A 13,192-nucleotide genomic window follows, 5' to 3' on the forward strand; every position below is an offset into this window, starting at 1 on the left:
CTTTACTGATTTCTAACTTCTAATGAACTAAATAGTTAATTATCTGAATAGATCGGCAGATTAAGATTTTGGCTCTGATTTAGCGTCAAACTTCTCAGACCATGTTTTAAGAACATCAGCACGTTCGCTGCCCATGCGAGCGAAGTCCATTTTTGCCATGTTCTTTTCTACATTAGGGAAGTTCTCTGCTTTGCCTGTCACATCTTGGTGACCAACAACTGGGTACATTTCGATGTAAAGCTCGTTTGCCGCTTTAGAAATAGACCAATCAACAACGCGCTGCGCAGCATCCGAAGGCTTAACAAGACCTACCGCTTCAGATTCCCAACCGATACCTTCCGGTGTAATCACAGAAAGTGGCGCGCCTTGAGTTTTCAACTTAGCGCCACGGCTCGCCATAGAAATACCGATAGCGACTTCACCCATACCCGCTTGAACACATGGCTTAGAACCAGAGTGCGTGTAGTGAGCGATGTTTTGGTCTAGCTTCTGCATGTAGTTCCAACCTTGGTCTTCACCCATGTTTTGTAGCCAAGCCGAAACCTGCATGTAGCCCGTACCAGAAGACGCTGGGTTTGGCATAGCAATATGGCCCTTGTAGATAGGCTTCGTTAAGTCATCCCAAGACTTAGGTGCCGGTAGATTCAATTGCTTAGCCACCACTTCGTTAAAGCAAACTGCATTAAAGAATGCGTCATTGCCATACCAAGCTTGAGTAGACTGTGGGTCGTTAAGGTTAGCGCGTAATGCTTCTACACCTTGAGGCGTATAAGGTTTCAGAATGCCCTCTTCTTTAAGCAAAGCCATAGAAGAGCCCGCAAGACCCCATACTACTTCTGCACGAGGGTTGTTTTTCTCGGCCAATAATTTTGCCGTCATGATCCCAGTTGAATCACGAACCCATTTGATGTTGATGTCTGGGTTTTCACTTTCAAATGCGTTTTTGTATTTCGCTAAAATGTCAGTTTCAAAAGCGGTGTAAACCGTCACTTCCTGTGCTGCATAAGCATTACCAGCGAGTAGAGTGACTAACGCTGCAAGTGATCCTTTCATAAAACGGTTTTTCATCATTTTCTCCAGTCAGGCCCGATGCCAAGGTTAGAAGTTAGAAGCCCCATCAAGATGCTTCTATATCCATAAATTCAGTTAGGTTGTTAACACACACCTTCATATTGGTATGTACCAGATTTCGAGTATTAGGCTAATTGGCTTTTATGACGATTAAATGAACAAAAAATGGCAATTTAAAGATCGGAAAATTTCTCAACACAAGTGAAAAATTTGAATATGAAGCTTTTGTGAAAATAACGTTTGGGCTATTTACGACCGTTTAAATTGGTTGTTAAAGTAATTGCAACAATTGGTATAGTCCAAAATAAAAATCACGAGAATTGAACATGAGAAACGAATACTTATTACTGACACCAGGTCCTCTATCTACTTCTGAAACCGTTCGCCAAGCGATGCTAAAAGACTGGTGTACTTGGGATGATGAATACAACAAAGACGTTGTTGAAGTGATTCGTAGCAAGCTAGTGGCTTTGGCGACTAAGCAAGCGGGATACACAAGCGTACTAATGCAAGGTAGCGGCACTGCTTCAGTTGAAGCAACGATTGGTAGTGTTATCTCTAGCAGCGGTAAGCTTTTGGTTGTTGATAACGGTGCGTACGGTGCTCGTATTGCTCAAATCGCAGACTATTTAAACATTCCATGCCATGTCGTTTCCCCAGGTGAAACATCACAGCCTGACTTGAACGAAATGGAAACGGCATTGGCCATGGATTCAGACATTACTCACGTTGCGATTGTGCACTGTGAAACCACCACTGGCATGCTGAATCCAATTGAAGACATTGCCAAATTGGCAAAGCAGCACAACAAAACCGTCATTCTTGATGCGATGTCGAGCTTTGGTGGTATCCCTATGGATATTGCTGACTTAGGTATCGATTACATGATCAGCTCAGCCAACAAATGCATTCAAGGTGTACCGGGCTTCGGCTTTGTTATTGCTAAGCAGTCAGAGTTAGAGAAGTGCAAAGGCCAAGCTCGCTCATTAAGCCTTGACCTGTTTGACCAATGGCACTGCATGGAAAGCAACCATGGTAAATGGCGTTTCACCTCTCCGACTCATACAGTGCGCGCTTTCTACCAAGCTCTACTTGAATTGGAACAAGAAGGCGGCATTGAAGCTCGTTATAACCGCTACCAAACCAACCAAACCACATTGGTTGCAGGTATGCGCTCTCTTGGCTTTGAACCGCTGCTTAATGATGACCTTCATTCACCAATCATTACCTCTTTCTATTCTCCAACTCATAGCGATTACCAATTCAAGGAATTCTATGACCGTTTGAAAGAACAAGGGTTTGTGATTTACCCGGGCAAGGTTTCAAACGCAGACTGCTTCCGAATCGGTAACATCGGTGAAGTGTACCCATCAGACATTGAAGCTCTCATTGACGCAGTTAAGAATGCTATGTACTGGGATATCAAGTAATGACGATAACTAACCAAGAGCCAGTGGTGAACGCGGCGCACTTTCGAAGTGAAGGCGATGTGAACACCACACCAGCACGCGAAAAATGGAACGAATCACTAAACGATGACGCGACTCAAGCGATGTTAAAACGTGATTCTGACGTATTTCTTCATCAAGCCATGTCAACGCCTTGTCTAGATACACTTGAAGCCGCAGAAGGCATCTATATACAAGATACGTCAGGCAAGAAGTACATAGACTTTCACGGCAATAATGTCCATCAACTAGGTTATGGTCACCCCCACATCATTAATAAAGTGACTCAGCAAATGGCGTCATTGCCATTTTCACCTCGTCGTTTTACCAATGAAACAGCCGTTCAGTGTGCTGAAAAGCTGACACAGATCTGCGGTGGTGATTTGAATCGCGTGTTGTTTGCTCCAGGTGGCACATCAGTGATCGGCATGGCGCTCAAACTGGCTCGACATATCACCAACAACTTTAAAGTAGTATCACTGTGGGACTCATTCCATGGCGCGTCACTCGATGCAATTTCAGTAGGTGGCGAAGCGTGTTTCCGCGAAGGAATGGGGCCATTAATGGCTGGCGTAGAACGTATTCCACCAGCGGTTTCCTATCGTGGTGCTTTTCCGCTCAATGACTCTTTTTCGCTTCGCGGGCAAAACTCCAGTGATGCGAACGAGACCGCATGTGATGTTCACTACGCCGATTACCTTGAGTATGTGATTGAAAAAGAAGGTGGCATTGGTGCCTTCATTGCGGAAGCAGTGCGTAACACAGACGTTCAAGTGCCAAGTAAGGCTTATTGGAAACGCATCCGTGAGATCTGTGACAAACACAACGTCATGTTGATCATCGATGACATCCCAAATGGCATGGGTCGTAGCGGCAAATGGTTTACTCACCAAGCGTTTGATATCGAACCTGACATCCTTTGTATCGGTAAAGGTTTTGGCGGCGGTTTAGTACCAATCGCAGCCATGATCACTAAAGACAAATACAACACGGCAGCGCAAGTATCTCTTGGTCACTACACCCACGAGAAAAGCCCAATTGGCTGCGCGGCAGCACTCGCGACCATGGAAGTGATTGAGCAAGAAAACCTACTTGAAAAAGTACAAGCAGAAAGCACATTCGTACGTGAACAGCTACTTCAAATGAAAGAGAAGTACCCAGTCATTGGTGACATTCGCGGCATTGGCCTGCTCTGGGGGGTGGAATTGGTCACTGACCACATCACCAAAACCCGAGCTTTCGATGAAGCAGAAGCGGTGCTTTACCAGTGTCTAAACGATGGCCTGAGCTTTAAGGTGTCACAAGGTAACGTGATCCAATTGAGTCCACCATTGATCATCAGCCGCAGCGAATTAGAAGTCGCTCTGTCTGTATTCGAAAAAGCGATAGCAAAAGTCTGCAAAGACTTTGAATACCTTTAAACCATCATCTAACCAATAACTTAAAACAATCATTCATCTCCCAGAACAACTTTAGCTGGGAGAGAACAGAAATAGGACACGACTATGAACACAACATCACCTATCCAAGCGGTTATCTTTGACTGGGCTGGCACTATCGTTGATTTTGGATCATTTGCTCCAACCAGTATTTTCGTTGAAGCATTCAGACAAGGTTTCAACTTTGATATCGACTTAGCAGAAGCGCGTGAACCTATGGGGATCGGCAAATGGGACCACATCCAAGCAGTTGGTCGAATTCCTGCTGTTGACGCTCGTTGGAAGGCTCAGTTCGGACGCTCGATGACAAGTGAAGACGTTGATGCGATCTACGCGGCATTCATGCCTCTTCAGAAAGCAAAAGTAGCAGACCACGCAGCACCAATTTTAAACGCAATTGAAGTTGTAAATAACCTAAAAGAAAAGAATGTAAAAATTGGCTCTTGTTCTGGTTACCCACGTGAAGTGATGGATGTGCTAATCCCTGCTGCGGCAGATTACGGTTACCGACCAGATAACGTAGTTGCAACGGATGACTTACCTCAAGGTGGCCGCCCAGCTCCATTTATGGCTCTTAAAAACGTGATAGATCTAGGTGTAACAAACGTCGCTGCATGTGTGAAAGTAGATGACGCTGCGCCGGGTATCGATGAAGGCCACAACGCAGGCATGTGGACAGTAGGCCTTGTACTATCAGGCAACGAAGCTGGCTTCACCTACCAAGAATACTTAGACGCAGATGAAGCAACACTCGCCGATGCACGTGAAAAAGCCAGCGTGAAGCTAAACAAATCAAACCCACACTACCTGATCGATACTATTGCAGATCTGCCAGGTATCATTGCTGATATCGAGAAGCGCTTACTAGCAGGTGAGCGTCCATAACTCCTGCCACTTCTGCAAATCAGGGTCTGTAGCCCAATAATCCGCACACATGCAAAATGAAACCTCGTATCACGTAAAAATGATGCGAGGTTTCTTCGTTTCCAACATTTGAGACAACAATTTTTCGACAAAAAAGCTATAAATAGGCACCTTGAAAAATATAAATCCCAACAATCACATTGACTCTCATAAGCAATCAGACTAACAATGTGTTAACAGTTCCTGAAAAGGCCCTGACTGAATTAAAGCCTTGATTTACTTACCGTTGCAGTGTCCCACACGGTAAGTTTTCGATTTAATGGCCAGTTCAGATAACAATAAAAATTAATCCAAGGATAAGATTATGAAAAAACTTTCAAAAATCATGTGTGCTGTGATTGCAGCTTCAGGTTTCGCTGCTGCTCCATCCATTGCCGCAACGACATACGTAGGCGCAAAAGTTGGCATGGGTTGGCTAGATAGCGCTTGTGTAAGCGGTGAAAAGTGTGAAGATGATTCTGTTGCGGGTGGTATTTACGGTGGTTACAACTTTACCGATAACATTACTCTTGAATTGAATGCAGATTACTTAGGTGATTATGATACCAGCTTTAACAACAACGGAACGCCTAAAACATATAGCGATTCTATCGTAGCCATTTCTTTGAGCCCGATGTATCGACTAGCGATTAAACAAGAGTTTGATATCTTCTTCAAAGCAGGTCCTGCTTACATCATGCATGACGACGAAGACGACGTTGTATTAGCCTTAGGTATCGGCGCTGAGAAACAGTTTTCAGACGATTGGGCGCTGAGAGTTGAATACCAATACTTCGATGATTTTGATGATAAGATCATTCAAAACCTTAACTCCAACCTTGTGACTGTTGGCCTTAGCTACAACTTCGGTACAGGTAACACAACCGCATCAGCAGCGGCTGCAGCTTCTGCGGCGGCAGTGACTCAAGCACCTTCTGAGCCAATCACCGAGCCAGAAACTGTGGTTATTGAAGAAGAAGCAGCGGTAGTTGTTACTAAAGCGCAAACCGAGAGCTTCTCTCAAGGTACATTTGCGACTAACAGCACAGAGCTTTCAGAAAAAGGTAAAACAGCTGTACAGCCAATTGTTGAAGTCTTACAAGCGCACCCTCAATCGACCGTTAACATTGTTGGCCACACTGACTCAACTGGTGCGGCAGAATACAACATGATGATTTCTAAGAAACGTGCTGCCGCTGTAGCTGCATACATCGAAGAGCAAGGAATTGAAGCTGAGCGTATTACGGCTTCTGGTGAAGGGGAAGAAAACCCAATCGCATCAAACGCTACCGCTGAAGGCCGTGCGCAAAACCGTCGTGTTGACGCAACGATCCCAAGCTTTGAATACCAAGAAGAAGCTCAAATTGAAGAAGTTATTGTAGAAACGACTGAATAATAGCACTCTACTCTAGCTAGAATAATTAAGGGCGGAACACTTTAAAGTGCTCCGCCCTTTTCTTTATCTAGCTATGCCCGTAAGTCGTAAAAATTAGCCTACCGCCAAGCAGTACAATCAGAGACTAGATAATTTCCCAGCTGTGCGTCATTTCAACGCCAGCACCCAGCATTAAGCACACTGAGCAGTACTTTTCTAAAGAGTCAGCACACACTTTAGCGACCAACTCAGGATCTAGGTTGTCACCAGACACTTCAAAATGAATGTTAATCACGGTAAAGATTTTTGGTGCGGTTTCACGACGTGTGGTTTCAAGTTTTGCATTGCAGCCTGTGATATTTTGGCCAGCAGATTTCAAACCATCAACCACATCAACAGAGCTACAACCACCGGCAGCCATTAACACCATTTCCATCGGGCTTGGCGCAGTAGCACCGCCACTTCCATCCATCACGACAGAGTGACCTGATTGAGATTGACCTAGGAATTTAAAGCCTTCGACCCATTTAACTTCTGCTTGCATGTGGTTCCTTAGATGTACGATAACCGCCATCAGTATCTATTATTGGATATCAATACTGACACCCTACTACTGGCGGCATTTATGAGCAAGATGTTCTCGGCGACATATTTTTTGTGAACGATGCAATTTTTTTCATCTAAAACCTGTCTCTATTCGTACATTCAAAATTGAATAAGAAAAACGTCAAGATGAGGTATCTATGAATAAACTATCTAAAATATTGGTATCACTCGTAGTCGTACTGCCACTGATTTCGCTGTTTGTAAGCCAGACTGGCACTGCCAATACAATGGATAAAACGGCTGATTCAGGTAAAAATGAAATCGCGACACTGGCTGGTGGTTGTTTTTGGTGTACAGAGTCCGACCTAGAAAAACTGACAGGCGTGACCGACGTTATCTCTGGGTATTCTGGTGGTGAATTAGAAAAACCCACTTATAAACAAGTATCTTCAGGTAAGTCTGGTCACATCGAAGTCATCAACGTGACTTACAATCCAGATCTTGTCAGCTACGAACAGGTTCTTGACCAATTCTTTAGACACATAGATCCAACCGATGACAAAGGCTCATTTGTAGACCGAGGCCCTCAATATCGACCTGCTATTTTCTATCATAATCAAGAGCAAAAAGACGTCGCTCAGAACTTTATGATGGAAATCGACAAAGCTAAGATCTTTGGTGCTCCACTAAAAACAGAACTGATTAAGTTTGAAAAGTTCTGGCCTGCCGAAGGTTACCACCAAGATTATTACAAAAAGAGCAAGGTTCGTTATAACTATTACCGTTACGCTTCCGGTCGTGATCAATATTTAGATAAAATCTTCGGTGATGATAGAAAGGAAAACCCACAAACTATCCGCCAGATCATCGACAGCAAAAATGCGACAGCAAACGCTAAGACCTACGTTAAACCGTCTGATGCTGAGATTAAGGCGAAACTAACCTCACTGCAGTACGATGTAACACAAGACGATGCAACAGAGCGCCCGTTTGACAACAAATACTGGGATAACAAGCAAGAAGGTATTTACGTTGATATCGTCACCGGTGAGCCTTTGTTCTCGTCAAAAGACAAATACAAATCAGGTACAGGCTGGCCGAGCTTCACACAGCCAATCAGCGAAGCTTATGTAGTAACCACTACTGACTACAAACTGCTTTACCCAAGAACAGAGGTCCGTAGTAAATTTGGAGATTCTCATCTAGGTCATGTATTTAAAGATGGTCCTAAACCGACAGGTTTGCGTTACTGCATGAACTCAGCTGCGATGCGCTTTATCCCAGCGGATAAATTAGCGGAAGAAGGCTACGAAGAATACGTTGAGATGTTTGAGGGCTAGCTAAAGACTCAATTCCACAGAATTCTATTCATAAATAACAAAGCCAGCATATCGCTGGCTTTCGTTTTTCTAACGCTCTAACAAGAAGGATTAACTCTAGCCTCTTAGCATTATTAACCCGTTAACACCGTATCTTCTGGGTATTTCAACAAAGAAGGTTCTGGCCGAGCTAACATATAAGCTAACGTTAAAGGACCGATACGCCCGATCACCATAACAACAATCATGATGTATTTACCTGGCTCAGTCAGATTCGCAGTTAATCCAGCCGTCAGTCCTACCGTTGCAAAGGCTGAAATCACCTCAAACATCACTCGATCAAACGCAGCCTTTTCAGTAAGCATTAACAGAAACATCGCGGTGGTTAATAACGCCCCACTTACCACAATAATGGCCAATGACTTTGTTACCGCTTGCCAAGTTACGGTTCGCTTAAACATCACTACATGTTTTTTCTGACGTAAAAACGTCCACGTCGCGACAAAGGCAACCGCAAAGGTCGAAACCTTAATACCACCACCCGTTGAGGTAGAACCTGCACCAATCAGCATCAATACAATCATCACCAATAAAGCAGGCTGTGTGTATTGAGACAAATCCACACTATTAAAGCCAGCAGTACGAGCACTCGCCGACTGGAAAAACGCTGCCAGCCACTGCCCTTGAGTCGATAACCCTTCCATGGTTGCTGAGTTATTCCTCTCCAAAAGCCAAAACATCACCGTGCCGACCAACAATAGAGTCGGTGTCGCTGTTAGCATAATCTTGGTGTGTAGATGCAGATGTCGAAAGCCTTTACGCCAGTTACTCGATAAGTCACCGACCACCGTAAAGCCTAAGCCACCAAAAATGAACAGAGCCGCTAAGGTAAAGATCACTAATGGATCGTCAACAAAGCTCATCATACTATCTGAGAACAGAGCGAAACCCGCGTTATTGAATGCTGATATCGCATGAAACAGTGCGTAGAAGCTGCCTGTTGCCCATCCCATTTCAGGAACCCAGCGGAAACAAAGCAATACAAAGCCGATAAATTCCGCCATTAACGCAAAGATGATGATCTTCTTTACTAGCTTACGCAGGTTAATCTTACGATCTTGCCCTAATGCTTCTTTCGCCAATGCTTGTTGCTTTAAACTTAACCGAACACCGAACATGTACAGAAGAACCGCAGATAAGGTCATCTGCCCTAACCCGCCCACTTGCATCAAGAACATCAGCAAGATTTTCCCGGCCAAAGTAAAGTGTTCGCCCGTATCAACGACTCCTAACCCTGTTACGCTGATTGCAGAAGTCGCAGTAAACAATGCATCTGTGAAACTGAGCCCTGTGACAGAAAATACGGGCATCGTTAGTAAGATGGCCGAGGGAATAAGAACCGCCAAAAAGCTGGTCAGGATTATCTTAGGTTCAGAGCCTTTACGCGGCTTTTCATCTCTTGTGAGTGTGTAGAAAGTACCTTTTCGCTGAAACGAATTCATACTGTTACCCTATTACAAGTTCCCATTACCAATTACGTAGCTTTCTAGATAGGGTCTCTTTAGGCCCAGCGATGATCACCACATCTCCGATTTCTAAACTAATATCCAGTTCAGGTGCTTTAGTGAGATTAGGTCCGCGCTTAAATCCAAGAACTTCGACACCTACCTCTTTGCAAAGCTTCAAGTCACGAAGTTGCTTACCCAAGAGTTTTGAACCAATAACAATTTCAGTCATGGCCAAATCACTGCCAAGGTCAATAAACTCCAGAACGCGCCTGTCTAACATCTTACGTGCAACACGAATACCCATATCGCGCTCTGGCATGATGATATGGTCAGCCCCAATCTTAGAGAGGATCTTGCCGTGGAATTTATCGTTCGCCTTCACCCAGACGGCTTTTGCGCCTGACTCTTTCACCACCAGAGTGGTTAGAATACTGGAGTTAACATCAGAGCCAATCGACACCATGACCATGTCGTAATCATCGAGCCTTAGCTCTGTAACCGTCTCTTCGCTCGTACAGTTCGCAACAATAGCTTGTGAAACGAAAGCCGCTGCTTCTTTCACTCGCTCTTCATCAATATCGACGGCTAATACCTGCGCCCCTGAACCTTGCAGCTCTTTGCAAACTGACACACCAAAACGCCCTAAACCGATAACTGCATATTGTTTGTCGCTCATTTGAAATCCTGTTTAGAAATTTTAATTACACGGGATAGCCAAACCTACATTAGTTTCTATCTCAAAAAAAGTTAGTTCTGTAATAATAAGGTTATACTATTGTCATAATCGCTTGATTTATAAAGGTAGAGAACAACTCGAGTTTCTGCTAATTTCCAATTCATAATTTCTGCGGCAGCACACACAATGAATGAATTCATAACCCAAGTACAAACCTACATCAACCAGAGCCATAGTGATTGGGCAAACAGCGTCCTATTCATCACTATTGCAAGTTTTCTCGCTTGGGTAGCTTGGCGAATTATCCATAATCGCTTGGAAGTTCTGGCACAGAGAACCCACTTTCACTGGGATGACCTGCTACTAGAGGCACTGAAAACCCCTGTCAGTACGTTACTTTGGTGTTGGCCCGCGACCGTATCTATCGGGTTGATCCTTCAAGACCAATTTGGCAACGAAATCAACTGGTTAAAAACGCTCAAGCACATATTGATCATATGTACCTTCGTTTGGTTCACCTTACGAATGATCACCAATGCTGAAGCGTACATCTTAGAGCAGAAAAACAGAGATGAAACCACAGTACAAGCAATTGCAAAAGTAGCTCGTCTGTTCTTTATGGTTATGGGCGGCCTGACGATCATGCAGGCATTTGGGCTCAGCCTGTCAGGCTTACTCACCTTTGGTGGTGTGGGTGGTTTAATCGTTGGTTTGGCAGCAAAAGATCTACTATCGAACTTCTTTGGTGGCATGATGATCTACTTCGACCGCCCTTTTAAAGTCGGAGACTGGATTCGCTCACCTGACCGCCAAATTGAAGGTACAGTCGAACGTATAGGCTGGCGTATGACCATCATTCGCACCTTCGATAAACGCCCTTTGTACGTACCAAACTCGGTATTCAGTAACATTGTGGTGGAGAATCCATCGCGAATGCTAAACCGCCGAATTAATGAAACCTTCGGGCTTCGTTACGAAGACGCAAGCAAGTTGGCTGTTATTGTGGATGACGTAAAAGCCATGCTTGAAACGCACCCAGATATTGATGCCAAACAGACGCTGATCGTTAACTTTGATAAATTTGGGCCATCAACGCTTAATTTCTTTATCTACACCTTTACAAAAACGGTCAACTGGGTGAGATACCATGAAGTTAAGCAAGATGTTCTGTTACAGGTGCTAGCGATCATCCATAAACACAATGCGGATATCGCATTCCCAACACAAACACTCAAGATTGATCCTCAAGGTTTTAGCGAAGCTCAAGCTATGATCATGTCCAATCCAGAAGCGCATCAATAAGCACACCTATATTGCTTATCGTTAAGTAAATTTCTTAGCGATAAGCAAAAAAGGTGAAGCGTGGTAACATGGTGCCAGTCTTCCAATGCACCCAATTACCACTCTATGATTGTACCTGTCATTCTAGCTGGCGGCTCCGGAAGTCGTCTCTGGCCACTGTCTCGCGAGCTTTACCCTAAGCAATTTCTCAATATTGCCGGCAAGCAGTCCATGCTTCAGCAAACACTTCAACGACTGCAAGGTCTTGATGAGTACTTAACGGATAGTAACTGCGATGCCCCGCTCATCATCTGTAATGAAGAGCATCGCTTCATTGCCGCAGAACAAGCTCGAGCATCCAATATCCAACACAGTGGAATATTGTTAGAACCTGTAGGTAGAAATACAGCCCCAGCCATCGCACTAGCTGCGTTACAGGCTTTAGGTCACTCGAACAGCAGCCAACAACATAAATCTGACCCAATATTATTAGTGCTGGCTGCAGATCATCACATCGCAAAAACAGCTGCATTTCAGCAAACGGTGGCAAGAGGCGTTGAATACGCAAAACAAGGTAAACTGGTTACTTTTGGTATTACTCCAAACGTACCAGAAACTGGCTATGGTTATATAAAACAAGGAGAGCCACTCTCCCATCATGCTTTTGCCATTGAATGTTTCGTTGAAAAACCAGATCTAGCAACCGCAGAACAATACGTTAATTCAGGGCAATACCTCTGGAACAGCGGTATGTTCATGTTTAGAGCATCACGCTACCTTGAAGAACTTGCTGAACATCGTCCAGAGATCCTAACGGCCTGTAAACTCGCTCTCACAACGCAAAACACCGACCTCGATTTTATCCGTATTGACGCCGAAGCATTCCAAAGCAGCCCGAGCGACTCTATCGACTATGCCGTGATGGAAAAAACGTCGGATGCTGCGGTGATCCCGATGGATGTTGGTTGGAATGATATTGGTTCATGGTCTGCAATCTGGGATGTCAGTGATAAAGATGAACACAACAATGTGATTGAAGGCGATGTGTTAACTGTCGATTCTCAATACAACTACATCCACGCTGAAAACAAGCTGGTTGCGACGGTAGGTGTCGAGAACCTCATTATTGTCGAAACCAAAGACGCTATATTGGTTGCGAACAAAGACAAGGTTCAAGGTGTTAAATCGATTGTCAGTCAACTGAATCAAGCCGGTCGCACAGAACATTTGCATCATCGTGAGGTGTTTAGACCTTGGGGTAAATACGATGTTATCGATCTAGGCCAGCGCGACAAAGTTAAACGTATCACCGTAAAACCTGGTCACAAGTTGTCGTTACAAATGCACCATCATAGAGCGGAACATTGGGTAGTCGTGGCGGGTACTGCGAAAGTGACCAACGATGAGAAAACCTATCTGGTTGAAGAAGATCAATCCACTTACATCCCTTTAGGCCATATCCACAGCCTAGAGAACCCAGGGGACACTCCACTCGAAATGATCGAAGTACAAACCGGTAGCCATTTGAGTGAAGACGACATTATTCGATATCAAGATAGTTACGGGCGGAGCAAACAATCTAGCTCACCTCAAATCAACAAATCGAACTAGAGCAGCCACAATAGA

11 protein-coding genes are annotated in these 13,192 nt (G+C 44.4%); 7 read left to right on the forward strand and 4 right to left on the reverse strand.

What is annotated here, in order from left to right; all coding sequences use genetic code 11:
- Positions 1 to 60: 60 nt before the first annotated feature.
- On the reverse strand, positions 61 to 1,071 hold the full coding sequence (locus AB8613_RS16115; RefSeq protein ID WP_060981582.1) for a putative 2-aminoethylphosphonate ABC transporter substrate-binding protein: 1,011 nt from the start codon (positions 1,069 to 1,071) through the stop codon (positions 61 to 63).
- Between the two features lie 326 nt (positions 1,072 to 1,397).
- Here AB8613_RS16115 and phnW point away from each other — a divergent pair, with 326 nt between their 5' ends.
- From phnW to AB8613_RS16135, 4 genes are all read left to right on the forward strand, one after another.
- Positions 1,398 to 2,501, forward strand: a complete 1,104-nt coding sequence (gene phnW / locus AB8613_RS16120) for a 2-aminoethylphosphonate--pyruvate transaminase (protein ID WP_372385233.1) — start codon at positions 1,398 to 1,400, stop codon at positions 2,499 to 2,501.
- Positions 2,501 to 3,940, forward strand: a complete 1,440-nt coding sequence (locus tag AB8613_RS16125; protein WP_372385234.1) for an aspartate aminotransferase family protein — start codon at positions 2,501 to 2,503, stop codon at positions 3,938 to 3,940. Before phnW ends, AB8613_RS16125 begins: the two co-directional genes overlap by 1 nt.
- Before the next feature lie 84 nt (positions 3,941 to 4,024).
- Positions 4,025 to 4,843 (forward strand): phosphonoacetaldehyde hydrolase, encoded by an 819-nt coding sequence (gene phnX, locus AB8613_RS16130; protein ID WP_048663347.1) that lies wholly within the window; start codon positions 4,025 to 4,027, stop codon positions 4,841 to 4,843.
- Between the two features lie 343 nt (positions 4,844 to 5,186).
- On the forward strand, positions 5,187 to 6,257 hold the full coding sequence (locus AB8613_RS16135) for an OmpA family protein (protein ID WP_372385235.1): 1,071 nt from the start codon (positions 5,187 to 5,189) through the stop codon (positions 6,255 to 6,257).
- Positions 6,258 to 6,381: 124 nt separating this feature from the next.
- On the opposite strand, the gene AB8613_RS16140 is transcribed toward AB8613_RS16135, so the two are convergent.
- Positions 6,382 to 6,780, reverse strand: coding sequence for an OsmC family protein (locus tag AB8613_RS16140; RefSeq protein WP_048659099.1), 399 nt, complete (start codon positions 6,778 to 6,780; stop codon positions 6,382 to 6,384).
- A gap of 199 nt (positions 6,781 to 6,979) precedes the next feature.
- Between AB8613_RS16140 and msrB the strand changes: the two genes are divergently transcribed.
- On the forward strand, positions 6,980 to 8,122 hold the full coding sequence (gene msrB / locus AB8613_RS16145; RefSeq protein ID WP_372385236.1) for a peptide-methionine (R)-S-oxide reductase MsrB: 1,143 nt from the start codon (positions 6,980 to 6,982) through the stop codon (positions 8,120 to 8,122).
- 113 nt (positions 8,123 to 8,235) lie between these two features.
- Here msrB and AB8613_RS16150 read toward each other — a convergent pair whose 3' ends face one another.
- Together AB8613_RS16150 and AB8613_RS16155 are read right to left on the reverse strand one after the other, a co-directional pair.
- On the reverse strand, positions 8,236 to 9,603 hold the full coding sequence (locus tag AB8613_RS16150; RefSeq protein WP_371713544.1) for a TrkH family potassium uptake protein: 1,368 nt from the start codon (positions 9,601 to 9,603) through the stop codon (positions 8,236 to 8,238).
- A 25-nt stretch (positions 9,604 to 9,628) separates the two neighbouring features.
- Positions 9,629 to 10,285 (reverse strand): TrkA family potassium uptake protein, encoded by a 657-nt coding sequence (locus tag AB8613_RS16155; RefSeq protein WP_372385237.1) that lies wholly within the window; start codon positions 10,283 to 10,285, stop codon positions 9,629 to 9,631.
- Between the two features lie 186 nt (positions 10,286 to 10,471).
- Between AB8613_RS16155 and AB8613_RS16160 the strand changes: the two genes are divergently transcribed.
- Positions 10,472 to 11,587: a mechanosensitive ion channel family protein gene (locus tag AB8613_RS16160; RefSeq protein WP_285953485.1), complete on the forward strand. Its 1,116-nt coding sequence runs from the start codon at positions 10,472 to 10,474 to the stop codon at positions 11,585 to 11,587.
- Between the two features lie 105 nt (positions 11,588 to 11,692).
- Complete coding sequence (locus AB8613_RS16165; protein ID WP_372385829.1) at positions 11,693 to 13,177, forward strand: mannose-1-phosphate guanylyltransferase/mannose-6-phosphate isomerase; 1,485 nt, start codon at positions 11,693 to 11,695, stop codon at positions 13,175 to 13,177.
- Positions 13,178 to 13,192 lie beyond the last annotated feature (15 nt).

The sequence above is a fragment of the Vibrio sp. BS-M-Sm-2 genome (assembly GCF_041504345.1).
Classification (GTDB): domain Bacteria; phylum Pseudomonadota; class Gammaproteobacteria; order Enterobacterales; family Vibrionaceae; genus Vibrio; species Vibrio satsumensis.